Genomic DNA, 23,573 nt, shown 5'->3' with positions numbered 1-23,573 from the left:
CCCCTGTGGGGCGAACAAGTAATAAGTTACGCGGATACGGCCGACTCGTCCAATCCACACCGCAGCCCGGGCGTGTCGCACCCCCGAAACCGCGTAAAAACGCGGAACTTCGACGTTCGGGGCTCAGACGGCGTCGTGGCCCCTCCGAAGGTCACATCCGGACGGGGATCCACGGCAGCGAGGCCGCGGCATCCACCGTTCCCCCGGTGAACTGGATGCCGCCGAAGAACAGGGCACCGATCACCAGGACGTACACGAACGCGATCGCGAGGAAGAGAACCGCGGCGCCGGCGATGGCGAGGAGCAGGGGAAGTCGAGAGATCATGCGCCCATCCTCCCGAACCGCGTCACGGGAGGTCGGGGGGTTGCGCAGGAACGACCGAAGGCCGGCACCTCCGCAGAGGTACCGGCCTTCGGTGAGGACGAGAGGATCAGCGACCGCTGAGCTTCTCCCGCAGTGCGGCAAGGGACTCGTCGTCCGCGAGCGTGCCCTGGGCAGGCGACTCGGACAAGAAGGATCCACCGAACGAACCCGAGTCGATCGGGTTGGCTGCCTCGGCCTCGAGGGCCTTGGCGACGGCGGCCTTGTGAGCCTCCCAGCGACCCTGGGCTGCGGCGTACTCCTGCTCCCACTGCTCGCGCTGAGCGTCGAAGCCCTCGAGCCAGGCACCCGACTCGGGGTCGAAGCCCTCGGGGTACTTGTACTCGCCACGCTCGTCGTACTCGGTGACCATGCCGTACAGGGCCGGGTCGAACTCGGTGCCGTTGGGGTCGACCGACTCGTTGGCCTGCTTGAGCGACAGCGAGATGCGGCGACGCTCGAGGTCGATGTCGATGATCTTGACGAAGACCTCTTCGCCGACCGACACGACCTGCTCGGCGAGCTCGACGTGCTTGCCCGACAGCTCGGAGATGTGCACGAGGCCCTCGATGCCGTCGGCCACGCGGACGAACGCACCGAAGGGAACGAGCTTGGTGACCTTGCCCGGAGCGATCTGACCGATCGCGTGAGTACGGGCGAAGACCTGCCACGGGTCTTCCTGCGTCGCCTTGAGCGAGAGCGACACGCGCTCGCGGTCGAGGTCGACCTCGAGGATCTCGACGGTGACCTCCTGGCCCACCTCGACGACCTCGGACGCGTGCTCGATGTGCTTCCACGACAGCTCGGAGACGTGGACGAGACCGTCGACGCCGCCCAGGTCGACGAACGCACCGAAGTTGACGATCGACGACACCGTGCCCTTGCGGACCTGGCCCTTGTGGAGGTTGTTGAGGAACGTGGTGCGCGACTCGGACTGCGTCTGCTCGAGCAGAGCGCGGCGGGAGAGCACGACGTTGTTGCGGTTCTTGTCGAGCTCGAGGATCTTCGCCTCGATCTCCTGACCCAGGTAGGGCGTGAGGTCGCGCACGCGGCGGAGCTCGATGAGCGAAGCCGGGAGGAAGCCGCGGAGGCCGATGTCGACGATGAGACCACCCTTGACGACCTCGATCACGGAACCGGTGACCACACCGTCGTTCTCCTTGATCTTCTCAACGTCGCCCCACGCGCGCTCGTACTGGGCGCGCTTCTTGGACAGGATGAGACGGCCTTCCTTGTCCTCCTTCTGGAGAACGAGGGCCTCGACGTGATCGCCGACGTTGACGACCTCGTTGGGGTCGACGTCGTGCTTGATCGAAAGCTCGCGCGAGGGGATGACACCCTCGGTCTTGTAACCGACGTCGAGGAGGACCTCGTCGCGGTCGATCTTCACCACGGTGCCTTCGATGAGGTCGCCGTCGTTGAAGAACTTCAGGGTCTTCTCGACCGCGGCCAGGAAGTCTTCAGCAGAGCCGATGTCGTTGATCGCGACCTGCTTGATGGCCGGGGCGGTCGTTGCGGTAGTCATGTAGTGGGTTGTCCTAGTTGGATTGGTGTCGGGCTTCGACTCTTACGACGCGACCCGGATGGATCCCGCCGGCCGGAGCACCCCCCGCCCGAGGGCGAACGGATGCCGCGAGCCGAAGCGAAGCGGAGTTTTTTCGTGCGATGCCACTGGGCCTGAAGCCGGGCGTGCGGAACGAGCCACACGAGTGACACTCGAGGTTACCAGAATCAGAGCCCCGCTCGCGGGGCGGGGTCGGCATCCCGTCGGTCAGCGCTTCTCGCTCAGGCCGAGCGCGGGCAGCACGATCGCGTCGACGACCGACACCAGGAAAGCGCGCGTGACGGGCCGGCGCTCCACCAGCAGGCGGTGGGCCACCATGGCGGAACCGACCGAGGCGATGAGGTCGATGTCGACGTCCGCGGGAACCTCGCCGCGGGCGATCGCCCGCTCGATGAGCACGCGGTTGGCGGCACGACGCGGCGCCACGAGCGCCTCCTCTGCGACGTCCGCGAGCTCGGGCGACTTCGAGAGCATCGACACGATGCCCGCCATCACCTGCATCTTGCGCTCCGCGTCGGCGATCGACGGCTCTTTGATCATCGCGAGGAGGTCGCCGCGCAACGTGCCCGTATCCGGAAGCGACGAGAGGTCGTAGGCCCCCCGCTTCATACAGGCGACCGCGTCGATCACCAGTTCGGACTTGGACGGCCACCGGCGGTAGAGCGTGGCCTTTCCGGCGCGGGCGCGAGCGGCGACTTCGTCGATCGTCATCCGCTCGAAGCCCGTCTCGGCGAGCACATCGAGAGCCGCCTCGAGGATCTCCGGATCGCGGCTGAGGTCGCGCTTGCGACCGAGTCGCGGTGTGCCGGTCGCCGTCTGCTCGGGGGCCGTCGTCATCGCACGTCCTTACGTCGGGGTGCCCTTCACCCTACGTCATTACGGAACATCGTGTTTCAGGAACATTTCATTTCCGAAACTCATTCGTTCCGTATATGTTGTCGCCATGACCTCCTCCCCTGCCGCGCAGCCCACCACGGCGGCACCCGCGACCCCGTCCCGCCGACGGTGGCTGACACTGGCCATCGTCGGAATCGCCCAGCTGATGGTCGTGCTCGACGCGACCGTCGTGAACATCGCCCTCCCCTCCGCCCAAGCCGATCTCGGCTTCTCCGACGGTGACCGCCAGTGGGTCGTCACCGCCTACTCCCTCGCGTTCGGATCACTCCTCCTCCTCGGCGGGCGGCTCTCCGACCTCTTCGGCCGCAAGCGCACGTTCATCGCCGGGCTCATCGGCTTCGCCGCCGCCTCGGCACTGGGGGGCGCGGCACCCGACTTCGGCGTCCTCGTGGCCGCGCGCGCTCTGCAGGGCGTGTTCGGCGCGCTGCTGGCTCCAACCGCGCTCGCGGTCCTCACCACGACGTTCACGATCCCGCGGGAGCGCGCCCGCGCGTTCGGGGTCTTCGGTGCGATCGCCGGCGCAGGCGGGGCCGTCGGGCTCCTGCTGGGCGGCTTCCTCACCGAGAGCCTCGACTGGCGCTGGAACCTCTACATCAACGTGGTCTTCGCGATCATCGCGATCATCGGCACGCTCCTGTTCGTCGGGCGGGTGGAGAGCGACGGTCCACGTCCGCGACTGGACCTCCCCGGAACCGTCCTAGTGTCCGCCGGTCTGTTCGGCGTCGTCTACGGGTTCGCCAACGCCGAGACCGAGGGATGGGACTCACCGCTCAGCTGGATCCCGCTCGCCTCCGCCGCCGTCCTCCTGACCGCCTTCGTCCTCTGGCAGCGTCGGACGGCACACCCCCTGCTCCCCCTGGTCATCCTGACCGATCGCAACCGTGCCGCGGCCTACCTGTCCATCCTCATCGCGGGCGCGAGCATGTTCGGGATCTTCCTCTTCGTCACCTACTTCCTGCAGGCGACGCTGGGATTCAGCCCGATCCAGACCGGACTCGCATTCCTCCCGATGGTCGCCATGCTGGTCCTGGCCGCGCAGCTGTCCACGAACCTCCTGTTCCCCCGCCTCGGCGCGAAGGTCATGGTTCCCCTCGGAATGCTGCTCGGCACCGGCGGCATGCTGCTCCTGACCCGTCTCACCGTCGACAGCGTGTACGTCAGCGACGTGCTGCCGGGCCTGATCCTGCTGGGCCTCGCGATGGGGTCGATCATGCCCGCGTCGATGCAGACCGCCACACTCGGCGTGGACCGCCACTTCGCGGGAGTGGCATCCGCGATGGTGAACACGAGCCAGCAGGTCGGCGGCTCGATCGGCACGGCACTCCTGAACACGATCGCCGCGACCGCCACCACGGCCTATCTCACCGACCACGTCGCCGACGGACCGGGCGCGCTCGGCCCCGCGGCCGTCGCCGGCTACACCACGGCCTTCACGTGGGGGGCGGCGTTCTTCGCGGGCGGCGCACTCCTCGCGGCGCTCCTGTTCCGACGCCGGGCACGCGGTTCGCTCACGTCCACGGCGACCGCGGAGCATCCCTCCGAACCCGTCGTCGCCGCCTGAACCGAGCCGGGTCGGGACACTCCGTCGAGAGTCCCGACCCGGCGGTGGAAGAGCCACGGATCAGCCGTTTTCCTCCCCCTGGAAACCGCGCTCCGCCCAGGTTCCGTCCAGACAGGCGTGCCAGGCTCCCCGTTTCGTGCCCGCTTTTCGCGGACCGGACGTGCGATACCCGCGCCGTCCTCCTGACACGAAACCGGTTTTATGCGCTCTGATTCGACGCCCTCATCCCACCGCCGCGACCGCCGCCTGGCCTCCCGCCGGGCACGTCGCCGCCCTGCATTGACTGCCGGCGTCCTCGCCGTCGGAGTGCTCGCCACCGCCGCTCTCACCGGCACCGCTCCCCTGGCATCCGCCACCCCGTCCGACGATCTGGCGTCGGCCTCCTTCCGCCTCGCGAGCTTCTCCGCGCCGAGCGCGGCAGCGGCTCCCGAGGCCGTGGCCGCACGAGCCGCGGTGACCGCCGCCGGCACCACGTCCGAGGCCGCGACCGCGGTGCAGAACGACATCGCGGCGTCCGGCCTGGACATCGGCCAGACCGCCGACGTCGACACGTCGGAGCTCACCGCCGCGACCGAGCGCCTGACGGACGCCCAGACGCTTCCCTCGACCTTCCTCCCCGAGCTCACCGACCGCGTGACCGCCGCCACCTCGGCCGTCAGCGAACGCGTCGCCGTTCTGCGCGGCAGCCTCGACGCCGCCGTCGCCAAGAAGCAGGCCGAGGAAGCCGCCGAGAAGGCGCGCCAGGAGGCCGAAGCGGCCGCTCAGGCGAAGGCCGAGCAGGAAGCCGCAGCCGCATCCTCGTCATCGTCGTCCTCGTCGTCGTCGGGCGGTTCGGCTCCGGTCGTCGCCTCCGGCGGGGGTTCCGGGGACAACAGCCCCGGGGGCGCCCAGGCCACCGCGCGCGGGATGCTCGCCGGGTTCGGCTGGGGCGACGACCAGTTCTCCTGCCTCGTCTCGCTGTGGAACAAGGAGTCCGGCTGGAACGTCCGCGCCTACAACGCCGGCAGCGGCGCATACGGCATCCCGCAGGCCCTCCCCGGCAGCAAGATGGGCTCGGCCGGCGCCGACTGGGAGACCAACGCCGCCACCCAGATCTCCTGGGGTCTCGGCTACATCTCGGGTCGCTACGGCAGCCCGTGCGGCGCCTGGGGCCACTCGCAGTAGACCGGGTGGTACTGACCCGCGACACCCCGCGAAGGGCCGCACCGGTGATGCCGGTGCGGCCCTTCCGTCTTCTCCGGCGCGACCCCTCCTCCACAGCGAGCGTGCTGTGGACAGGTCTGGTGAGCGACGCGACGGCATGGCTAGGGTGTGCGGATGACTCCCCCCGGAACAGGAATGCCCCTGCGGGACTACCGCATCCATCGATACGTCAACGCATTCTGCCCGCTGTGCCATGAGGAGGACCCCGAGCGGCCGCTCGACCAGGTGCAGCGACTGTCGGGGTGGCTGGCCGACCGCGACGGCACGGTGTGGCTGGAGCGCGGATGCGCGACACACGGACTCGTGCGGACGCTCTACGACGAGTCCGCGGAGGTCCTCACCTATCTCGAGCAATGGACGGCACCGACGAAGGTGCACACGCCCGACATCGCCGGCAACTTCGCTCCGGTGCCCTCGGCGTACCAGGACGGCCTGCCCGCGATGCAGACGCAGCACACCTGCATCCTGCTGGAGGACCTCACCGACCACTGCAACCTGCGCTGCCCGACCTGCTTCGCGGAGTCCGGGCCCGCGGCATCCACTGTGGCTCCTCTGGCGGAGGTGCTCGCATCGGTGGATGCACGCCTCGCCAAGGAGAACGACCGGATCGACGTCCTGATGCTCTCCGGCGGCGAACCGACGCTGTACCCGTGGTTGGAGCAGCTGCTGGAGCACCTCGTCGCCCGACCGGTCGTGCGCATCCTCATCAACTCGAACGGGCTGCGGATCGCCCAGGACGACGCGTTCGTCGAGGTTCTGAAGAAGCACCGGCAGCGCGTGGAGATCTACCTGCAGTACGACGGCGAGTCGGCGGAGTCGTCGAGCTTCCACCGCGGCGCCGACATCCGCCGCTTCAAGGAGCGCGCGCTCGAGCGACTGTCTGACGCCGGGGTCTTCACGACCCTCACGATGACCGCGACGCTCGGCGTCAACGACGACGAGATCGGTGCCGTCATCCGTCGGGCGCAGAACACGCCGTACGTCGGCGGCGTCACGATCCAGCCGGTCTTCGGCTCCGGGCGAGGCTCGGGCATCGACCCGAACGACCGACTGACGCACACGGGCGTCCTCGCGCGCCTCGGACCGCAGACCGACGGCGAGATCACGTGGCGCGACCTGACGGCATTGCCGTGCAGTCACCCGCACTGCTGCTCGGTGGGGTACTTCCTGAAGGACGACTCGGGCGAATGGAAGTCCCTCGTGGGACTCATCGGCCAGGAGCGGCTCAAGGAGTTCCTCGACCTCTCCCCCGACCTGGTGGCGAACCGCATCGCCGACTCGAACGTGAACAAGGCGATCCGCGAGGTCGTGAAGACGTCGTTGCTCGACCTGCTCAGCGAGCAGTCCTCTTTGTCGCACCCGTCCATGGCATCCATCTGGGGCGACATCTGCCGCAACTGCGACCTGGGCATCGGGACGCTCGCGACCCTCGCGGCCTCGAAACTCCCGGGCCAGCACGCGCGGCTGCGCTCCATGCTCGGCGAGCGGGTGCTGCGCGTCACCGTCAAGCCCTTCATGGACATGAACACGATGATCGAGGAGCGCCTGACCCAGTGCTGCGTGCACGTCGCGACGGTCAACGCCACGACCGACGCGCATCAGTGCGCCCCCTTCTGCGCGGTGCAGGCGTGGGCGCCGCTGTCGCGCACCCGCCTCTCGACGGCGACCGGTCGTCGCCCGATCCCGGTGACGGTGCGATGAGCGCGTCGGAGTTCCTGCACCTCAACCAACGCGATCCGTCGGTGCCGGCCCCGCCGACCGGCTTCGACCCGCTTCGGCTGTGCGTCTTCACCACGATCGCCGTGATCAGCGCGCTCCTCGGCCCGGTCGCCGTCGCCGTCTTCGCGGGCGTGGCGATCGCGGGGTATCGCGCAGCCCGGCGGGGAGGTCTCCTGCGCTCCCGGTGCAAGCTCGGCGACACCCGCGTGGTGCTGGCCTACCTCTGGACCGTCGAGGTGCTCGCGGTGGTCGGGATCCCCTTCTGGGTGCTCCTGTGGATCCGGGTCTGGAGCTAGCCCGTGTTCCCCCTCCTGGAAGATCTCGCGCCCTGGCTGCCGCCATGGGACACCCACTCGACGCTGGTCATGATCGCGCTCGTCGCCGCGGGCATCGTGTTCCTCATCGAGAAGCGTCGGCGCCAGGTCGACGACCCGCGGATCGTCTACCTGGTGCTCGGCGCCCTCGTCGGCGCGGCCATCTTCTCCCGCCTGGGCACGTGGGCACAGCACCTCGATCCGTCCCAGAATCTGAGCCTCGTCGACCAGCTCGCGCGCGGGAACGCGTCGATGCTGTCGGCGCTGGTCGGCGCATGGGCCGGCGTCCATGTCGCCAAGCGCATCGTGCGCTATCCCCACCGCAGCGGCGATCTCTTCGCCCCGGCCGTCGCTCTCGCGCTCGCCATCGGCCGCATCGGATGCCTGCTCACCGAGAAGCCCGGGACCCCGACGGGAGGCGACTGGGGCATCGTGCTCGACCCCGCCGCCGCGGCCCGGGTGGGTGCGCCCGCGGGAGTGCCGTTGCATCCGAGCTTCGTGTACGAGATCGTCTTCCACGTCGTCGCATTCTGCGTTCTGTGGTTCTGGCTGCGGCATCGCCCCATCGCCGCCGGCGAGACGCTCACCCTCTTCATCGCGGCCTACGCGATCTTCCGGTTCGGCGTCGAGTTCGTCCGCGGGAACGACGTGGCCTGGGCGGGACTGACCCGGCCGCAACTGTTCCTCGCCGTGTCGATCCCCCTCCTGCTCGCGCGGCTCGTGTGGATGGCACGGCGCGGCGACTTCACGTCCGGTTCCCCCCGACCAGAGAGGCTCACCGATGCCACAGCAGCCTGACGCGCCCGACGAACACGAGGATGTTCCCCCGGAGGAGACGAAGGCACCGGACGGCGTCTCACCGCGGGACGACACACCGGAGCCGGAGCGCGGCGCGCAGCCGGATGCGCCCGATGCCGCGCCCGCGCCGCCCTCCGCTCCCGCGCAACAGGAGTGGCCTCCCCCGGCAGCCGGCCCTGCGTACCCCAGCGGCCCCGCGGCGACAGACGACGGCGTCGTTCCCTCGCCGCCTCGGGACACCGCTCCGCCGGAGGAGCCCGGAGCGCCGGCCGGATCCGGCGCCCCCGCGGCCCCGCCTGCGGCAGGCCGCGGGCCGGGGGTGGGCGTCGGCGTCGGTCTCGGGTGCGTCGCACACGTGATCGCGTTTCCCCTGATGTTGATCACCCTGATGAGCGCCGCGGGCATCTGGGGTGCGCTCTGGCCGTTCTACGTCATCGGGCTGGCCGCGATCGTCGGGATGTTCTCCGAGGCCAGCCGGAAGGTCTCGACGGGGGTCCTCATCGTCAGTGCGGCCGCGTGGATCGTCTTCCTCGGCCCGTGCGTCGCGCTCCTGGGCGGCTGAGGTCGGCGGCCGACGGGCCGGGCAGCGAGGCGGCGACTGGCTCCGCGGCCGGCGCGTCACGCAACGGGGCGGCGGACGGTCGGCCCCCGCTCCGCCCCGCGACGCGCGCGGAGGCCGACGATCAGCGACCGCTGCGTCGTGCGACGATCCCCGCGAAGAGCGCGTGCGCGGCCGGGCCGATCGACATCACCATCAGGATCGTGCCGAACACGGCCTGCTCGGCCTGCAGCAGGATGCCGCCCACGAGGAGCCCCGTGAAGAGCACCGCCGAGACGACCCGACGGATCATGCGCTCGAGGTCGCGCAGACGGCGCTCCACCCGCGGGACCTGAGCAGACACGCCGCCCTCCTCGACCCGGGAGATGAGCGCGTCGAGGCGCCGCGGCAGACGTGCGGTGAGGGCCGCGACCGAGGCGGCCTCGCGCGCTAGCGCCTGAACGGTGTTCCCGCTCTCCTCGCGGATGAGGCGCTGCGCGTACGGCTCGACGGCATCCCAGATGTTGAAAGCCGGATGGAGCCCGCTGCACATCCCGCTCGTCAGAGACATCGCCCGGACGATGAGGAGGAAGTTCTCGGGCAGCTGGAACGGCAGCGCCCGCACCACGTCACCGAACTCGACGGCGAAGGCACGGAACTCCCGCGGGTCCACCTCCTGCAGCTCGGCGAAACCCATCCCGCCGAAACGGGAGAACAGCTGGGTCATGGCCCGCTCGAGCTGAACCGTGTCGGCCGAGGGGAGCAGCACGCCGACGTCGCGGATGCCGTCGACGAGACCCTTGCCGTCGCGCGACGCGGCGGCGATCAGCACGCGCCGCAGACCCTTGCGGAGGTTCGGCGGCACCTCGCCCATCATCCCGAAGTCGATGAACGTGAACCGCCAGGCCGGGGAGCCGGCATCCGTGGAGCCGGGGAGCGGTGTCACGAAGACGTTCCCCGGGTGCGGGTCGGCGTGGAAGAACCCGTCGTCGAACAGCTGGTCGAACATGACGGCGGCGAAACGCCGGGCGACCTCGGCGGGATCGATCCCCGCCGCGCGAAGGGCGTCGACGTCGTTGATCTTGATCGCGGTGACGTCCTGGAGGGTCAGCAGCCGTCGAGTCGTGCGCTCCCAGACCACCTCCGGGACGGCCACTCCCCCTTCGCCGCCGAAGTCCTCGGCGAAGCGTTCGGAGTTCGCCGCCTCGTGGAGGTAGTCGATCTCTTCCAGGCTCGTCGCGGCGAACTCCTCGACGAGAGCGGGCATGTCGACGCGGTCACGGACGAGGGCGACCCGACTCAACCAACCGCCGACCTTGCGGAGCGCTCGCAGATCGACGTCGACGATCCGGTCGATCCCGGGGCGTTGGATCTTGACGACGACATCGCGCAGCCCCGTGTCCTCGGCCAGCGCGTCGGTGAGGACGGCGCGATGCGCCTGCCCCAGTGAGGCGGCCGCGAGCGGGCGCTCGTCGATCGATGCGAACGCCCGCTCCAGCGGCATCCCGAGTTCTTCCTCGGCACGCGCCCGCATCTGGGCGAACGGCACCGACGGCACCTCGTCCTGCAGACCCTCGAGCTCCTTGGTGATGATGGGCGGCAGGACGTCGAGGCGCGAGGACATGAACTGTCCGACCTTGATCATCAGGCCGCCGAGCTCGATCGCGAGTCCGTGGAATCGGCGCGCGATGATCTGCAGCCGGCGGGTGCGGCCCCGAGCGGAGATCCGCTCGAGGCCGAGCCGCGGCAGGAACAGCTCGTACCACCAGGCCTGGACGAGATAGCGCGCGGCGAACCGCGTGATGCGCCGATAGCGGGCGCGCGTGAGGGCGTCGTCGGTCATCGGATCTCCGGGATGCCGATGCCCCCACGAAGGCCGTCGGGATCGGGCACCCTCAGCTCTGGGCGAGGATGGAGTAGAGCTTACGGCGGGCTTCGTCGAGGATCTCGACGGCCTGCGCGACCTGCTCCTTGTCACCCGTGCGGGCCACCTGGGCCGCCGCCTGCGCCAGTTCGACACCGGCCTTCGGCAGCGCCGTCATGCGGCCGCCGTCGCGCGTGGTCGCCGACTCCCACGGAGCGGTGCGCTCGGTGGTCTCGTCGCCCGCTGCGGCGCGCCCTTCCTCGGTGAGCGAGTAGGTCTTGCGCCCACCGGACTCCTCGGCGCGCACGAGGCCCTCGTCGGTCAGCAGCTGCAGCGTGGGGTACACCGAGCCGGGGCTGGGCTTCCACGAGCCGCCGCTGCGCTCCTCGATCTCACGGATGATCTGGTATCCGTGCATGGGCTGCTCGAGGAGCAGGGACAGCACGGCGGAGCGCACGTCGCCCTTGTTCATCCGCGAGCCGCCCGAGGTCTTCTGCTCGAACTGCGCGCGGAGCTGCTCCATCGCGTCGAGGATGTTCGACATCGGCCAGCCTTGCCCGGCGGCACCGCGGGCGCCGAAGGCGTCTCCCAGGAACGAACCACTCATGATGACCTCCCGAAAAGCGGACTCCCGATGAGTCCAGCGATATACAACGATATATCGCTGAGGAGGAACCGAGCCTGGGAATTGCCGATCAGTACCAGTCGGTCGCCTGCGAGTGCGCCCACGCGCTGCAGGGGGTGCCGTAACCGCGGGAGATGTAGTCGAGACCCCACTTGATCTGCGTCGCGGCGTTGGTCTGCCAGTCGTCGCCGAATGTGGCCATCTTGCTCCCCGGGAGGGACTGCGGGATGCCGGTCGCGCCGCTCGGGTTGTAAGCCTGGTAGTTCCAGCCGGACTCCTTGGTCCACAGCGACACCAGGCAGGAGAACTGGTCGGAGCCCCACCCGTACTGCTCGGACGCGTAGGACTGGGCGAACTCCTTCGCCCCCTCGGGGGTGTTGACCCGCGCCAATGCCTCGGCGGCTTCCTTCTGCCGCTGCGCCTCCGCCGCCGCAGCCGCCTCGGCCTGGCGTTGGGCCTCGGCCGCGGCATCCGCAGCCTCCTTCGCCGCGACGGCGTCGTTCAGGCTGCCGCGGAGGACGGCGACCCGCTCGGCGACCCGCTCGGCCTCGCTGCTGGCGTTCTGACTCAGAGCCGGCACGAGCACGACCGGCAGCAGATCCGAGGACGACAGGCGATCGGTCGCGGTCTCCAGCGCCGAGGTGTCCACCGACGCGTCGCCGACGGCGAGCGGCAGACCGGCCGTCTGGATGTCGGATTCGACCGTCGCCGCATCCGCGAGCGTGGCCTGGGCCCGGGTGAGCGCGGCGTCGGCGTCGCCGACGACGCCCTCGAGCGTGGGGGACGTCGCGACGGAGGATGGCGCCGCGCGGAAGGCCGGAGCGGCGAACGAGGACGCCGCCGCATCGGGGAGCGACAGCGGCGCCGCCGCAGCGACCCCGGTCAGAGCGACGATCCCCAGAGCCACTCCAGCGCACGTGGCGGCGGTGGCGAGGGTGCGGCGGGCGCGGTGGACATGGGTGAGCTTCAGATCGGAACGCAGCAAAACGTGAGGAGTCTTTCGTCATCGGGCGCGTCTCGTCGGGCACGAGCGCGAAATTGTGCCGTCGGGTCGGCACAGGACCCCGAGTGTGAGGTGCTCTTCTGGACGTTATCTATTCGTTACCTGAAAGGCTCGTGCACGCCGCCGTCTCAGCCGGCCGCACCCGCCCACGTCACGGCAGGGGCACGGACCGGGTTCCAGAGCGCCCGGGTCGAGAGCTACGAATATCGCTCTGATCAGGCATTTATGCGAGAGTCGGCGTGACGCGAGAGCCTTCCGAGCGCCGGAGCGGGAGGGCAGACCGACCACCAACGACGAGGCGGGCCGATCCGGCGAGAAAAAATCTCGCGAATCGACCCGCCTCGTGACGCTCCGAAGTCGTCGGACCTCCGGCAGGGCGGCGAAGCCCGCCCGCCCGGGATCAGGCGCGGTGAGCGCGGTAGTAGTGCAGCAGGGCCGCCGTCGAGGCATCCTGAGATGCGAGAGCGTCATCGTCGCCCTCGATCGCGGGGGCGATCTGCAGAGCCAGCTGCTTGCCGAGCTCGACGCCCCACTGGTCGAACGAGTTGATGCCCCAGACGGTGCCCTGCGTGAACGTGATGTGCTCGTACAGCGCGATGAGCTGGCCGAGCACCGCGGGGGTGAGCGCCGGCGCGAAGATCGATGTCGTCGGACGGTTGCCGGGGAACGTGCGCGCCGCCACGAGCGCACCGGTCGTGCCCTCGGCCTCGACCTCTTCGGCGGTCTTGCCGAACGCCAGGGCCTTCGTCTGCGCGAGGAAGTTCGCGAGGAACAGACCGTGCACGTCGCGGCCGCCGTCGGTGAACGGATAGGCCGGGTTCACGAAGGCGATGAAGTCCGCGGGGATGAGGCGCGTGCCCTGGTGGATGAGCTGGTAGAAGGCGTGCTGACCGTTGGTGCCGGGCTCACCCCAGAAGATCTCGCCCGTGTCGGTCGTGACCGGCGAGCCGTCCCAGCGCACCGACTTGCCGTTGGACTCCATCGTGAGCTGCTGGAGGTACGCCGCGAAGCGGCTCAGCTGCTGGGCGTACGGCAGGACCGCGTGCGACTGCGCGCCGAGGAAGTTGGTGTACCAGACGTTCAGGAGCCCCATCAGGACGGGCACGTTCTGCTCGACCGGCGTGGTCGCCACGTGGACGTCCACGGTGTGGAAACCGCTCAGCAGCTCGCGGAAGGCCGCCGGGCCGAAGACGATCGCGAGCGACAGACCGATCGCGGAGTCGACGGAGTAGCGCCCGCCGACCCAGTCCCAGAAACCGAACGCGTTGGCCGGGTCGATGCCGAAGGCCTCGACCTTGTCGAGCGCGGTGGAAACGGCGACGAAGTGATGCGCGACGGCGTCGACGCGCGCCTGGTCGGTGTCGTCGATGGCGCCCGCACCCGCGAGACCGGCCCACAGCCAGTCCCGCGCGAGACGCGCGTTCGTGAGGGTCTCCAGAGTGGTGAAGGTCTTGGACGCCACGATGAACAGCGTCGTCTCGGGATCGAGGTCGGCGGTCTTCTCGGCGATGTCGGTCGGGTCGATGTTGCTGACGAACCGGGCCTGGATGCCGGCATCCGCCAGGGGCTTGAGCGCTTCGTACACCATCACCGGGCCGAGGTCGGAGCCGCCGATGCCGATGTTGACGACGTGCGTGACCTTCTTGCCCGTCACGCCCTGCCATTCCCCGCTGCGCACACGCTCCGCGAACGTCGCCATGGCCGACAGCACCGCCTGGACGTCGTGGTCCACGTCCTGGCCGTCGACGTGCAGGGCGGGCGTGGCGTCGGCGGGGCGACGCAGAGCCGTGTGCAGCACGGCGCGGTCCTCGCTCGTGTTCAGGTGCGCGCCCCGGAGCATCTCGGCGAACCGCTCACGCACCCCCGTCTCGTCGGCGAGCGCGACCAGAGCGTCAAGGACCTCGGCGGTGACGAGGTTCTTCGAGAGGTCGACGTGCAGATCTCCCACGGTGCGGGTGAGGCTCTCGACGCGGCCGGGGTCTGCGGCGAACCATCCGCGCAGGTCGGGGTCGAAGCTCTCGCGGAGGGCCGTGAGGCGGGTCCAGGCGGACGTGGTGGTGGGGTCAACGGGAGCAGTCACGACCCCCACGCTAGCGACCCCGGGCGACACCCGCGCGCGGCGTGACGAACCGGGAGGAAAACGCTAGGAGACGGACGCTCGGGGCGGAGTCGCCGAGGTCCCGGGACCGGGCACCGGAAGAGCGATCTCCCGCGTGGCATCCCAGGGTTCGGTCCGGCCGAGACGATCGAACAGGCCGTCGAGGAGCATCGCGGTGAAGCCCCACACCACGTGGGTTCCCGTCGCGTGCGGGACGAGGAACGCGGGACCGCGCCACTCGCGGCCGTCGCGATGGATGCTCGTGGTTCCGCGCCGCGCCGGGTCGAGTAGATCCGCCACCGGCGCGCGGAACACCGCCGCGGACTCGGCGGCGTCGACCGCGCGCACCGGGGTGGGCCGATCCCACCAGGCGACCACCGGCGTCACGACATGCCGCGAGTACGCCAGGGGGACGCGCGGAAGCGTGCCGATGACGTTCACCCCGGCGGGATCGAGGCCGGTCTCCTCCCGCGCCTCTCGGAGCGCCGCGTCCACCGGGCCGGCATCCCCCGGATCGACTCGGCCGCCGGGGAACGCGATCTGCCCGGGGTGCGCACGGAGGGTGTCGGCGCGGGAGAGGAGCAGGACGTCCAGATCGGGCGGCACGGACGCGGCGGTGTGCGCCGCGGGCACGGCATCCAGCGTGCCGAAGAGCATGAGCACGGCTGCGTCGCGGGCACCCTCCTCCACCGGGAGAGCGCGCAGGTCGGCGAACATCTCCCCCGTCGCGTCCTCGACGACCGTGCGGAGGTCGTCGCGCGGGGAGGGCATGGATCGAGGGTAGCCCCGGGCGACCGACGGGGCTGCGCGTTCCCGTCCCTGCCCCCGGCGGGGCGGGACGTGTGAGGATGAACCCGGGAGGTGCCCGATGATCGAAAGACTCCACGCCGTGACCCTCGTCGTCGACATGCCCATCACCAAGATCGACGCCCTCGACGTGATCGCCTTCGCCGCCGACGGCGGGGTGGACGACGCCCGCACATCGCACCCGCGCGTGTGGTTGGCCCCCCACGCGTGGGCCGAGGTGGAGATCCCGAAGTTCGCCGATCCGCCGCCGTTCGCGATCGACGTCTATTCCGACGTCTCCGGCGAGGTCGCGTGGGCGCAGGCCCATCGGCTGCACGCCGCCCTGGAGAGGCTGGGCTGGACCGTCGAACGGCCCCGCCGGGGCGCGCGGTGAGCGTGAGCGGGGCCCGATGAGCACCCCCGACGACACCCGGCGGCCCCGCCTGCTCTACGTCGAGGACGACGGCGAGATCTCGGCCATGACCACCGAGGTGCTCGCCGAGGCGTATGACGTCACGCACGAGAGCGACGGGGTGGCCGCGCGCGACCGGGCGCTGCGCGAACGGTTCGACCTCATCGTCCTGGACCGACGGCTCCCCCGACTCGACGGAGAGCACATCGTCCAGGCTCTGCGCACGGCGCGCATCACCACCCCGGTTCTCCTGCTCACCGCCCTGGGGTCGGTGGCCGACCGCGTCGACGGCCTGGATGCCGGCGCGAACGACTACCTCGTCAAGCCGTTCGACTACGACGAGCTGCTCGCGCGTCTGCGCGCCCTGCTGCGCGGCTTCCGCGCCGAGGGCCGCCGGCGGGCCGTGGCGGACTGGACGTACGTGCCGGATGCCGCGGCGGTGTACGCCCCGTCCGGTGCGCGGGTGACGCTCACCGCCACCGAGAACGCTCTGCTGGACCTGCTCACCTCGAGCCCCGACCACGTGTTCTCGCGCGAGCAGATCGCCCGCGACGTCTTCTCCTCCGTGGACGCGGTCACGACCGTCGACACCTACGTGCACTATCTCCGGCGCAAGTGCGCCCCGGACGTGGTCGAGACCGTCCGAGGACGCGGCTACCGCGCGGGCGGTGCCCGGTGAGCGCCGCGGAGGACCGTCGGGTCGTCCGGCGGGCGGGGGCGCGGGTCGGCCTGTTGGTCGGGGGCGCCTCCGCGGTCGCGCTGACGATCGGCGTGGCGATCCTGGTCGGCGTGCTGCTGACCGGCGCGCGGAGGGAGACCGACCACCACGGGGGTCGCGGCGGCCTCCCGGGCGATCGCGTCGTGGTCGATTTCGACGACGTCCTGCCGTGGGTGCTCGGCCTCGGGCTGCTCGGCGTCGCCGTGATCGGCGTCGTGGGGTGGGCGGCATCCCGATGGTCGGTCCGACCGCTCGACGAAGCGCTCCGACGCCAGCGGGCCTTCGTCTCGGATGCCAGCCATGAACTGCGGACGCCCCTCACGGCGCTCAGCAGCCGCGTGCAGATCGCGCAGCGGCGTCTCGCGCGCGGCGAACCGCTCGACGACACCCTCGACCGGCTGCGGCGCGACGCCGACCTCATGGACGACGTCCTCACCGACATGCTGCTGTCGGCGGAGGGGGCGGCGTCCGCGGACGGGACCGCGGCCGTGGCCGACGGCCTCCGGTCCGCGGAGGCGGTGGTGGCACCGCTCGCCGCGGAGGCGGGGGTCGTGGTCGAGGTCGACGGGGGACCGGAGGGTCTCCGGGTCGCCATGCCGACGGTCACTCTCACGCGGGTGGGCATCGCGCTCATCGACAACGCTGTGAGCCACGCCCCCGGCGGCAGCGCCGTGCGCGTCACCGCGGGCGTCGCCGGCGACACCGTCGAGATTAGGGTGATCGACGCGGGTGGGGGCATCCGCCCCGAGGATCAGGAGCGCATCTTCGAGCGGTTCGCGCGCGGCGCGGAGTCGGGGCGTCGCCGGGGATTCGGTCTCGGGTTGGCGCTGGTCCGCGAGGCCGCCGAGCGGCACGGAGGCACGATCGCCGTCGAACGCACCTCAGCCGAAGGCACGATCTTCCTGCTCCGGCTCCCCCGCGCCCGCTGACGGGTCGACGAGGCTCTGGAAACGGTCGATCTCGATGCCACCCGCCCACCGGCGGACGCGTCCGTCGGCCCAGACGATCCCGGAGGCGACCGGCGCGGTGCGGACGGCCTCGAGGTCGTCGACGCCCGCGACGGCCGCCACCGTGGCCCAGACGTCCGCCACGGTGAGGGTGTCGGCGACGACGGTCGCCGACACGAGTCCGGGCACCGGCCGCAGGGAGCGCGGGTCGATCAGATGCGTCCCGCGCTCGGCCGTCCCGGACGTCGCGACGGCCCCCTCGGCGAGGGCGATGGTGGAGAGGACACCCGCGGAGTCCTCGGGGTCGGCGACGCCGACGTTCCACACGTGCCCGCTCCCGGGAGCCCGGAGAAGGCGCATGTCGCCGCCGGCGTTGACCGCCGCGGCCTCCACCCCCGGAAGCGCGAGGACGTCGACGAGCGCGGCGGACGCGGCATCCACCGACCACCCCTTGACGACGCCGGTGGGGTCGAACCATCCGCGCCACCACGCGTCGAAGACGCCGCCGGTGTCGTCTCGGAGGCGACGGCACAGCCCCTCGACCTCGCGCACGCGGGGGTCGACGTCGTCGAGCCCGCGGAGGCCGTCGCGCAGCAGACTCACGTCGGAGTCGGCGCGATAGGTCGAGAACACGCTCTCGTCGTCGCGCATGCGGGCGACGACCGCGGCGATGGCGGTGTCGACCTGCGCACGAACCGCGGCGTCGGTCGTCGCACGCCCGCGGACCTGCACGGTCACGACCGTCCCCATGACCGGCTCGACGACCGTGACGGCGGGGAGGGCACTCATACGTGCGCCTCGTCGAGCGCGGCCTGTAGGGAGGTCCGGTATCCGGTGCTGGTGTACGTGGCGCCCGAGACCATGTCGATCTCGGCCGACTGCGCGGCGAGGGTCTCCTTCACGAGGATCGGCACGGCGCGCGAGTTGATCTGCTGGTCGCGGCCGTTCTCGGACGGGTAGACGGGGACCTGCACGTCCGTGACGACTCCGCCGGACACCGTGATCTGAACCTGCACGGGGCCGAAGCGGGTGTTCGCGGCCGAGCCGGTGTAGGTGCCGTCGGCCAGACCCGATGACGCCGGGGCCGCCTGCGTCGGGGCGGCGGCCGACGGCGCCGAGGCCGACGGCGAAGCCGACGCGGAGGCGGAGGGCGACGCCGATGGCGTGGCGCGCTGGGCCGAGGCGGGTGCCGGGGTCGTGGCCGGCAGGGCGACCGCCGTCTCGCCGCCGCCGAGGGACGTGCGGTAGCTGAACAGCAGCACGAGGCCGGTGAGTGTCGCCATCAGGGCGTAGAAGATCTTCTTCATTCCTGTCTTCCTCTCAGGTCTCAGACGGTGAACGACTCGGCGTGGACGCGGTCCGACGGAACCCCCGCGCGGCGCAGGTCGGCGCGCACGGCATCCATCCACGCCCCCGGACCGCAGAGGTAGACGTCGTACTGGTCGAGGTCGGGGGCGACGTAGCGCAAGAGGTCGACGCCGTTCCACGCGGCGTGGCCGGCCGACAGCCACGGCGAGGCTCCGGGAGCACGCGGTCCCACCAGGGCGGCGTAGCGCAGGCCGCGGTCGCGTTCGAGGCGCCCGATGGCGTCGCGGCGCAGAGCGTCGCCCTCCGCGTGGTCGCGCACGAGGAGCGTCGCCTCACCCGGAGACCACGCGGAACCCTCGGCGAGCGCGACCAGCGGTGCGACGCCGGCGCCCGCGCCGATGAGGAGGAGTTTGCGCCCGGTGCGCTCGTCCGCCGTCAGCTCGCCGTAGGGCCCTTCGATGAGGACGCGCGTCCCCGGACGCGCGGATGCCAGCCGCGAGGTGCCGTCGCCCACGAGCCGCGCCGCGATCGTCAGCGATCGGCCGTCGGGGGCCGCGGCGAGCGAGAACGGGTGGCCACGGGTCCAGCCGGGACCGTCGAGGAACCGCCACACGAAGAACTGACCCGCGCGCACCGGCATCCGGTGCAGGCCCCGCCCGGTCATCGTGACGGCGACACCGCGGTCGCCGTCCCGGTGGACCGTCGAGACGCGGAGCCCGTGCCGCAGCGAACGGAGCAGGGGCAGACCGACGCGGAAGACGAGCACCGCCGCCGCCGTCGCGCCCCACAGCACCCACCAGTACACCGTGGCGAGGGGGTGGGCGGTGAAGTCGGCACCGGTCCACAGCATGTGCGGCACGGCCAGCCCGACCCCGAGGTAGCCGTACAGGTGCAGGAGGTGCCACGACTCGTAGCGCAGACGCTTCCGCGCCTTCCGGATCGAGGTCGCCACGACCAGGAGGAGCAGACCCGTTCCGGCGGTGGCCAGCAGCATGCCCGGGTAGTCCCACACGAATTCCCACAGCTGCACGATCGGGTTCACCGCCGCGGATTCGGCGTAGCCGAGGGTCTGCAGCACTTGCGCCGAGAACAGCGCGAACGACCAGAAGCCGACGAGCCGGTGCATCCGGGTGATCCCGTCACGGCCGAAGCCGCGTTCGAACACCGGCACCCGGGCCATGAGCAGCACCTGGTAGAGCAGCAGGTTCGCCGACACCAGTCCGCAGAGCCGACCGAGGGTGTTGAGGGTTTCGGCATCCATACCGAAAAGGGCTTGGATGCCGCCACCGGCGACCCACAGCGCCACCACCGCGAGGCTCGAGAGCCAGATCAGCGCGGTCGCGGCGAGGGTCCAGCCGAGGCGACCGCGCCGGCGGGCCGTGCGCGCACGTCGGATCGGCGAAGAGAGGTGGTCCACGCCGAGAGGAACGGTGGTGGTGGCGGTCATGCGCCCAGCGTGGCGGGGGGCCTCCCAGAGTTCACCAAGAAAGCGGCATCCTGGGCCTTCGCATAGGGAATGGACAGCTTGTCAGGATGCGAGCCCCACCAGTTCGGCGCTCCGGTCCCACAGCAGCCGGGCCAGCGCGGGGTCGTCGGCCCGCCGGTGCGTCCGGGCGGGCTTGTTGTTGGCGTAGAAACCGCCCGGCTGCCAGTCGACCCCGGGCTTGCCCAGGGCGAGCCAGGTCAGGCGGGCACCGCCGACGTCGGTCGAGGTCATGAAGCGCTCCGCGAGCGGACCGCCGTACAGGAACTTCCACGACCCGCTGCCGGTCGACCCGAAGCTCGACGCGATCACACCCGGGTGGTAGGCGACCGCGGAAAGTCCCGCGTCGCCGAACCGGCGGTTCAGTTCCTTCGTGAACAGCACGTTCGCGAGCTTGGCGTTGCCGTAGGCGCGTGACGCGGAGTAGCGGTGTGCGCCCTGCAGGTCGTCGACGGCGAAGCGGGAAAACAGACGCGCCGCGGCACTGGAGGTCTGGATCACCGACGCCCGAGACTCGATCAGCACCTCGCGCAGGAGGTTCGTCAGCAGGAACGGCGCGAGGTGGTTCACCTGGAACGTGACCTCGTACCCGTCGCCCGTGAGCGTGCGCTCGCCGAAGATCCCGCCGGCGTTGTTGGCGAGGACGTCGATGCGGGGATACTCGGCACGCAGCGTCTCGGCGAGTTCGCGCACCTGCGCGAGGTCGGAGAAGTCCGCGGTGAAGGAGCGCACCCCGAGCGCGTCGGCGACATGACGGGTCTTGTCGGGGTTGCGTCCGACGACCACGACCTCCTCGCCGATCTCGTGCAGCTGCCGAGCGGCGGCCGCGCCGATTCCGTCGCTGGCTCCGGTGATGACGATCGTGCGGGGCATGAATCCTCCTGGGGTGTCGGACGCCACGGTAGCGAGCGCGCCTCTGCCGGGTCGGGGGGTTGCCCACGGCATCCGGGAGGCCCGAGAACTCACAGCGCGCTCCCAGCCCCGCGGGACCAAAACCGCAGGGCCGCGCGTTCTCCTCAGTGATGCCTGAACCGGCATCGCAGGCGAAAGGACCACACCGTGACCACGGAGTACCGCAAGACGTCGGAGGCGCTGGGCCGCCTCACCGACCGCCAGTTCGCCGTCACGCAGGACGACGCGACGGAGCCGCCGTTCCGCAACGAGTACTGGGACAACCACGAGCAGGGCATCTACGTCGACGTGGTGTCGGGGCAGCCGCTGTTCTCCTCGACGGACAAGTTCGACAGCGGGTCGGGCTGGCCGAGCTTCACCAAGCCCATCGACGCGACCGCGGTCGTGGAGAAGACCGACCGGACGCTGTGGATGAAGCGCACCGAGGTGCGCTCGAGCGGCGCCGACAGCCACCTCGGCCACGTCTTCGACGACGGCCCGCGCCAGGCCGGCGGGCTGAGATACTGCATGAACTCGGCGGCGCTGCGGTTCGTGCCCGTGGCGGAGCTCGAGACGCAGGGCTACGGCGACTTCCTGTCCCTGTTCCGCGAGACCCGAGCCTCATGAACCTCTTCCCCTTCCGCAACCGCAAAAGGAGCAACACCATGACCAGCGGACCCACTGATTCCGGCGAGATCACCCGCCGCCCCGGCACCGAAACCGCCGTCCTCGCGGGCGGCTGCTTCTGGGGCGTCGAGGACCTCATCCGTCGCCAGCCCGGCGTGCTCGACACGCGCGTCGGCTACACCGGCGGATCGAACGATCACGCGACCTACCGCAACCACCCCGGCCACGCCGAGGCCGTCGAGATCGTGTTCGACCCCACCAAGACGACGTACCGCGACATCCTGGCGTTCTTCTTCCAGATCCACGACCCGTCGACCCTGAACCGTCAGGGCAACGACATCGGCACGAGCTACCGCTCCGCGATCTTCCCGCTCTCCCCCGAGCAGGAGCGGGTCGCGCGCGACACCATCGCCGACGTCGACGCGTCGGGCATCTGGCCCGCGAAGGTCGTCACCACGATCGAGCCCGAGGCTCCCTTCTGGGAGGCCGAGCCCGAGCACCAGGACTACCTGATCCGCATCCCCAACGGCTACACGTGCCACTTCGTGCGCCCCGGTTGGGTGCTGCCCAAGCGCGAGGACGCGACCGCGTAAGTCTCGAACAGGGGGCCCGGATGCGATGGCATCCGGGCCCTCTCCCGTTCCCCGCGCGCCGACGGTTGGTACGGTGGCGGCACCATGGACATCCGCGTCGACGCCGCCTCCGCCACACCGCCGTTCGCGCAGGTGCGCGCGCAGATCATCGCGCTGATCGACGGCGGCGAGCTGCCGACCGGGACGCGACTGCCTCCCGTGCGCACCCTCGCGACCGACCTCGGCCTCGCCGCGAACACCGTGGCGCGCGTCTATAAGGAGCTGGAAGAGGCGCGCTTCGTCGAGACCCGCGGCCGCGCCGGAACGTTCGTCTCGGCGGGGACGGATGCCACGCGCGCCCGCGCCGCGGACGCCGCCGCCGCGTTCGCACGCGCGATGCGCGACCTCGGTGTCGCGCCGTCGGATGCGCTGGACCTTGCGCGTGCGGCGTTGGGGAACGAGATGGGGCGCTAACCGACGGGCAGCAGTCCGCGCTCGGCGAAGACCTTCTTGGCGACGAACGTCGCGTTCAGCGCACGAGGAAAGCCGCAGTACACGGACGCGTGCAGCAGAGCCTCCACGATCTGCTCCGGCGTGAGCCCGACGTTCAGAGAAGCGTTGATGTGGACCTCGAGCTGCGGTTCGCAGCCGCCGAGCGCCGTGAGCATACCGAGGGTCACGAGTTGCCGATCGCGCGGCGCGAGTCCCGGCCGGGCATAGATCTCGCCGAACCCCCAAGCGACGACCTGGTGGCCCAATTCGGGCGAAATGTCGGCGAGGGCATCGATGACGTTCGCCCCGGCGGCCCCGTCGATGTCGTCGAGAACCGCCCGGCCGGAGGCGTAACGCTGCTCTCGTTCCATCGTCTCGGTCATGGGTGCTTCCGTTTTGTGGGGGCCGCGAGTTCGGCTTCGTAGGTGGCGGTCTTCTCGACCAGGGCTTGCTCGTGAGCGCGGAGTCGTGCGATCTGGTCTCGCAGCCCCGCGTGGTGCGCCTCCAGCAGACGCAGGCGGAGTTCCGTCGTGTCGGGCCCTTCGGCACGGAGCGCCGCGTACTCGCGCATCCGGGCGATCGGCATCCCGGTCTCGCGCAGACGCAGGAGGAACCGCACCCACTCCACGTCGGCGACGGAGTAACGCCGTTGATTGGCGGAACTCCGCGCCACGGGGAGGATCAGTCCGGCGCGTTCGTAGTACCGCAGCGTGTGCGCCGTCACCCCGGTCGCCACGCTCATCTGCGCGACCGTCAGATCCGTCTCGTCCTCTGCCACATCTGCAGGCTAGG

26 protein-coding genes are annotated in these 23,573 nt (G+C 70.6%); 12 read left to right on the top strand and 14 right to left on the bottom strand.

Annotated features, from left to right (window positions below; translation table 11 throughout):
* Nucleotides 1-151 precede the first annotated feature (151 nt).
* From QM517_RS17775 to QM517_RS17765, 3 genes are all read right to left on the bottom strand, one after another.
* Nucleotides 152-325, bottom strand: coding sequence for a hypothetical protein (locus QM517_RS17775; RefSeq protein WP_160897373.1), 174 nt, complete (start codon nucleotides 323-325; stop codon nucleotides 152-154).
* Between the two features lie 106 nt (nucleotides 326-431).
* Nucleotides 432-1,886, bottom strand: a complete 1,455-nt coding sequence (gene rpsA / locus QM517_RS17770) for a 30S ribosomal protein S1 (protein WP_283289459.1) — start codon at nucleotides 1,884-1,886, stop codon at nucleotides 432-434.
* A 246-nt stretch (nucleotides 1,887-2,132) separates the two neighbouring features.
* Nucleotides 2,133-2,762, bottom strand: a complete 630-nt coding sequence (locus QM517_RS17765; RefSeq protein ID WP_077049966.1) for a TetR/AcrR family transcriptional regulator — start codon at nucleotides 2,760-2,762, stop codon at nucleotides 2,133-2,135.
* A gap of 106 nt (nucleotides 2,763-2,868) precedes the next feature.
* Between QM517_RS17765 and QM517_RS17760 the strand changes: the two genes are divergently transcribed.
* From QM517_RS17760 to QM517_RS17735, 6 genes are all read left to right on the top strand, one after another.
* On the top strand, nucleotides 2,869-4,383 hold the full coding sequence (locus QM517_RS17760; RefSeq protein WP_077049965.1) for an MFS transporter: 1,515 nt from the start codon (nucleotides 2,869-2,871) through the stop codon (nucleotides 4,381-4,383).
* Between the two features lie 279 nt (nucleotides 4,384-4,662).
* Nucleotides 4,663-5,547 carry a hypothetical protein gene (locus QM517_RS17755; protein WP_283289453.1) on the top strand — a complete coding sequence of 295 codons (885 nt, stop codon included), beginning with the start codon at nucleotides 4,663-4,665 and terminating at the stop codon, nucleotides 5,545-5,547.
* Between the two features lie 153 nt (nucleotides 5,548-5,700).
* Nucleotides 5,701-7,287, top strand: coding sequence for a radical SAM protein (locus QM517_RS17750; RefSeq protein ID WP_283289451.1), 1,587 nt, complete (start codon nucleotides 5,701-5,703; stop codon nucleotides 7,285-7,287).
* A complete protein-coding gene (locus QM517_RS17745) occupies nucleotides 7,284-7,601 on the top strand; it encodes a hypothetical protein (protein ID WP_077050122.1) in 318 nt (105 codons plus the stop codon). The genes QM517_RS17750 and QM517_RS17745 overlap by 4 nt, the downstream gene beginning before the upstream one ends.
* Before the next feature lie 3 nt (nucleotides 7,602-7,604).
* Complete coding sequence (locus QM517_RS17740; protein WP_139340590.1) at nucleotides 7,605-8,417, top strand: prolipoprotein diacylglyceryl transferase; 813 nt, start codon at nucleotides 7,605-7,607, stop codon at nucleotides 8,415-8,417.
* 373 nt (nucleotides 8,418-8,790) lie between these two features.
* Nucleotides 8,791-8,979: a hypothetical protein gene (locus QM517_RS17735; protein ID WP_283289447.1), complete on the top strand. Its 189-nt coding sequence runs from the start codon at nucleotides 8,791-8,793 to the stop codon at nucleotides 8,977-8,979.
* A gap of 121 nt (nucleotides 8,980-9,100) precedes the next feature.
* Here QM517_RS17735 and QM517_RS17730 read toward each other — a convergent pair whose 3' ends face one another.
* From QM517_RS17730 to QM517_RS17710, 5 genes are all read right to left on the bottom strand, one after another.
* Nucleotides 9,101-10,798 carry an ABC1 kinase family protein gene (locus QM517_RS17730; RefSeq protein WP_283289445.1) on the bottom strand — a complete coding sequence of 566 codons (1,698 nt, stop codon included), beginning with the start codon at nucleotides 10,796-10,798 and terminating at the stop codon, nucleotides 9,101-9,103.
* Between the two features lie 52 nt (nucleotides 10,799-10,850).
* Nucleotides 10,851-11,426, bottom strand: coding sequence for a PadR family transcriptional regulator (locus QM517_RS17725; protein WP_077049961.1), 576 nt, complete (start codon nucleotides 11,424-11,426; stop codon nucleotides 10,851-10,853).
* Nucleotides 11,427-11,514: 88 nt separating this feature from the next.
* Nucleotides 11,515-12,429, bottom strand: a complete 915-nt coding sequence (locus tag QM517_RS17720; protein WP_283289443.1) for a hypothetical protein — start codon at nucleotides 12,427-12,429, stop codon at nucleotides 11,515-11,517.
* Between the two features lie 418 nt (nucleotides 12,430-12,847).
* A complete protein-coding gene (gene pgi, locus QM517_RS17715; RefSeq protein ID WP_283289442.1) occupies nucleotides 12,848-14,527 on the bottom strand; it encodes a glucose-6-phosphate isomerase in 1,680 nt (559 codons plus the stop codon).
* A 63-nt stretch (nucleotides 14,528-14,590) separates the two neighbouring features.
* Nucleotides 14,591-15,316, bottom strand: coding sequence for an NUDIX hydrolase (locus QM517_RS17710; protein WP_283289439.1), 726 nt, complete (start codon nucleotides 15,314-15,316; stop codon nucleotides 14,591-14,593).
* 97 nt (nucleotides 15,317-15,413) lie between these two features.
* Between QM517_RS17710 and QM517_RS17705 the strand changes: the two genes are divergently transcribed.
* Genes QM517_RS17705 through QM517_RS17695 form a run of 3 tightly spaced genes read left to right on the top strand, consistent with a single transcriptional unit; the run spans nucleotide 15,414 to nucleotide 17,390 of the window.
* Nucleotides 15,414-15,725 (top strand): hypothetical protein, encoded by a 312-nt coding sequence (locus QM517_RS17705; RefSeq protein WP_283289437.1) that lies wholly within the window; start codon nucleotides 15,414-15,416, stop codon nucleotides 15,723-15,725.
* 16 nt (nucleotides 15,726-15,741) lie between these two features.
* Nucleotides 15,742-16,422, top strand: coding sequence for a response regulator transcription factor (locus QM517_RS17700; RefSeq protein ID WP_077049957.1), 681 nt, complete (start codon nucleotides 15,742-15,744; stop codon nucleotides 16,420-16,422).
* Nucleotides 16,419-17,390 carry a sensor histidine kinase gene (locus tag QM517_RS17695; protein ID WP_283289435.1) on the top strand — a complete coding sequence of 324 codons (972 nt, stop codon included), beginning with the start codon at nucleotides 16,419-16,421 and terminating at the stop codon, nucleotides 17,388-17,390. Before QM517_RS17700 ends, QM517_RS17695 begins: the two co-directional genes overlap by 4 nt.
* Here QM517_RS17695 and QM517_RS17690 read toward each other — a convergent pair.
* From QM517_RS17690 to QM517_RS17675, 4 genes are all read right to left on the bottom strand, one after another.
* Nucleotides 17,343-18,197: an FAD:protein FMN transferase gene (locus QM517_RS17690; protein ID WP_283289434.1), complete on the bottom strand. Its 855-nt coding sequence runs from the start codon at nucleotides 18,195-18,197 to the stop codon at nucleotides 17,343-17,345. The genes QM517_RS17695 and QM517_RS17690 overlap by 48 nt on opposite strands.
* Entirely contained in the window at nucleotides 18,194-18,715 is a 522-nt protein-coding gene (locus tag QM517_RS17685) for an FMN-binding protein (protein ID WP_283289432.1), read from the bottom strand. The genes QM517_RS17690 and QM517_RS17685 overlap by 4 nt, the downstream gene beginning before the upstream one ends.
* A 20-nt stretch (nucleotides 18,716-18,735) precedes the next feature.
* The gene (locus QM517_RS17680) at nucleotides 18,736-20,163 is read right to left on the bottom strand and encodes a ferredoxin reductase family protein (protein WP_283289429.1); all 1,428 of its coding nucleotides are present in this window, start codon (nucleotides 20,161-20,163) and stop codon (nucleotides 18,736-18,738) included.
* Nucleotides 20,164-20,244: 81 nt separating this feature from the next.
* Nucleotides 20,245-21,072 carry an SDR family NAD(P)-dependent oxidoreductase gene (locus tag QM517_RS17675; RefSeq protein WP_283289427.1) on the bottom strand — a complete coding sequence of 276 codons (828 nt, stop codon included), beginning with the start codon at nucleotides 21,070-21,072 and terminating at the stop codon, nucleotides 20,245-20,247.
* 186 nt (nucleotides 21,073-21,258) lie between these two features.
* On the opposite strand from QM517_RS17675, the gene msrB reads away from it, so the two are divergent.
* The 3 genes from msrB to QM517_RS17660 all read left to right on the top strand — a co-directional run bounded on the left by msrB (nucleotide 21,259) and on the right by QM517_RS17660 (nucleotide 22,763).
* Nucleotides 21,259-21,717 (top strand): peptide-methionine (R)-S-oxide reductase MsrB, encoded by a 459-nt coding sequence (gene msrB, locus QM517_RS17670; RefSeq protein ID WP_283289424.1) that lies wholly within the window; start codon nucleotides 21,259-21,261, stop codon nucleotides 21,715-21,717.
* 38 nt (nucleotides 21,718-21,755) lie between these two features.
* A complete protein-coding gene (gene msrA / locus QM517_RS17665) occupies nucleotides 21,756-22,310 on the top strand; it encodes a peptide-methionine (S)-S-oxide reductase MsrA (RefSeq protein WP_283289422.1) in 555 nt (184 codons plus the stop codon).
* Between the two features lie 84 nt (nucleotides 22,311-22,394).
* Nucleotides 22,395-22,763: a GntR family transcriptional regulator gene (locus tag QM517_RS17660; RefSeq protein ID WP_283289420.1), complete on the top strand. Its 369-nt coding sequence runs from the start codon at nucleotides 22,395-22,397 to the stop codon at nucleotides 22,761-22,763.
* Here QM517_RS17660 and QM517_RS17655 read toward each other — a convergent pair.
* Together QM517_RS17655 and QM517_RS17650 are read right to left on the bottom strand one after the other, a co-directional pair.
* Nucleotides 22,760-23,164 carry a carboxymuconolactone decarboxylase family protein gene (locus tag QM517_RS17655; protein WP_077049948.1) on the bottom strand — a complete coding sequence of 135 codons (405 nt, stop codon included), beginning with the start codon at nucleotides 23,162-23,164 and terminating at the stop codon, nucleotides 22,760-22,762. The genes QM517_RS17660 and QM517_RS17655 overlap by 4 nt on opposite strands.
* The gene (locus tag QM517_RS17650) at nucleotides 23,161-23,559 is read right to left on the bottom strand and encodes a MerR family transcriptional regulator (RefSeq protein WP_283289416.1); all 399 of its coding nucleotides are present in this window, start codon (nucleotides 23,557-23,559) and stop codon (nucleotides 23,161-23,163) included. Before QM517_RS17650 ends, QM517_RS17655 begins: the two co-directional genes overlap by 4 nt.
* Nucleotides 23,560-23,573: the final 14 nt, after the last annotated feature.

Source organism: Microbacterium sp. IEGM 1404 (assembly GCF_030056775.1).
Classification (GTDB): domain Bacteria; phylum Actinomycetota; class Actinomycetes; order Actinomycetales; family Microbacteriaceae; genus Microbacterium.
This window is presented reverse-complemented; position numbering and strand designations above follow the sequence as displayed.

Bases quoted from the DNA above. Each gene is read 5' to 3' on its own strand.
- QM517_RS17775 (WP_160897373.1), bottom strand. From the start codon at position 325: ATGATCTCTCGACTTCCCCTGCTCCTCGCCATCGCCGGCGCCGCGGTT.
- rpsA (WP_283289459.1), bottom strand. From the start codon at position 1,886: ATGACTACCGCAACGACCGCCCCGGCCATCAAGCAGGTCGCGATCAAC.
- QM517_RS17765 (WP_077049966.1), bottom strand. From the start codon at position 2,762: ATGACGACGGCCCCCGAGCAGACGGCGACCGGCACACCGCGACTCGGT.
- QM517_RS17760 (WP_077049965.1), top strand. From the start codon at position 2,869: ATGACCTCCTCCCCTGCCGCGCAGCCCACCACGGCGGCACCCGCGACC.
- QM517_RS17750 (WP_283289451.1), top strand. From the start codon at position 5,701: ATGACTCCCCCCGGAACAGGAATGCCCCTGCGGGACTACCGCATCCAT.
- QM517_RS17745 (WP_077050122.1), top strand. From the start codon at position 7,284: ATGAGCGCGTCGGAGTTCCTGCACCTCAACCAACGCGATCCGTCGGTG.
- QM517_RS17735 (WP_283289447.1), top strand. From the start codon at position 8,791: ATGTTGATCACCCTGATGAGCGCCGCGGGCATCTGGGGTGCGCTCTGG.
- QM517_RS17730 (WP_283289445.1), bottom strand. From the start codon at position 10,798: ATGACCGACGACGCCCTCACGCGCGCCCGCTATCGGCGCATCACGCGG.
- QM517_RS17725 (WP_077049961.1), bottom strand. From the start codon at position 11,426: ATGAGTGGTTCGTTCCTGGGAGACGCCTTCGGCGCCCGCGGTGCCGCC.
- QM517_RS17710 (WP_283289439.1), bottom strand. From the start codon at position 15,316: ATGCCCTCCCCGCGCGACGACCTCCGCACGGTCGTCGAGGACGCGACG.
- QM517_RS17705 (WP_283289437.1), top strand. From the start codon at position 15,414: ATGATCGAAAGACTCCACGCCGTGACCCTCGTCGTCGACATGCCCATC.
- QM517_RS17700 (WP_077049957.1), top strand. From the start codon at position 15,742: ATGAGCACCCCCGACGACACCCGGCGGCCCCGCCTGCTCTACGTCGAG.
- QM517_RS17690 (WP_283289434.1), bottom strand. From the start codon at position 18,197: ATGAGTGCCCTCCCCGCCGTCACGGTCGTCGAGCCGGTCATGGGGACG.
- QM517_RS17685 (WP_283289432.1), bottom strand. From the start codon at position 18,715: ATGAAGAAGATCTTCTACGCCCTGATGGCGACACTCACCGGCCTCGTG.
- QM517_RS17680 (WP_283289429.1), bottom strand. From the start codon at position 20,163: ATGACCGCCACCACCACCGTTCCTCTCGGCGTGGACCACCTCTCTTCG.
- QM517_RS17675 (WP_283289427.1), bottom strand. From the start codon at position 21,072: ATGCCCCGCACGATCGTCATCACCGGAGCCAGCGACGGAATCGGCGCG.
- msrA (WP_283289422.1), top strand. From the start codon at position 21,756: ATGACCAGCGGACCCACTGATTCCGGCGAGATCACCCGCCGCCCCGGC.
- QM517_RS17660 (WP_283289420.1), top strand. From the start codon at position 22,395: ATGGACATCCGCGTCGACGCCGCCTCCGCCACACCGCCGTTCGCGCAG.
- QM517_RS17655 (WP_077049948.1), bottom strand. From the start codon at position 23,164: ATGACCGAGACGATGGAACGAGAGCAGCGTTACGCCTCCGGCCGGGCG.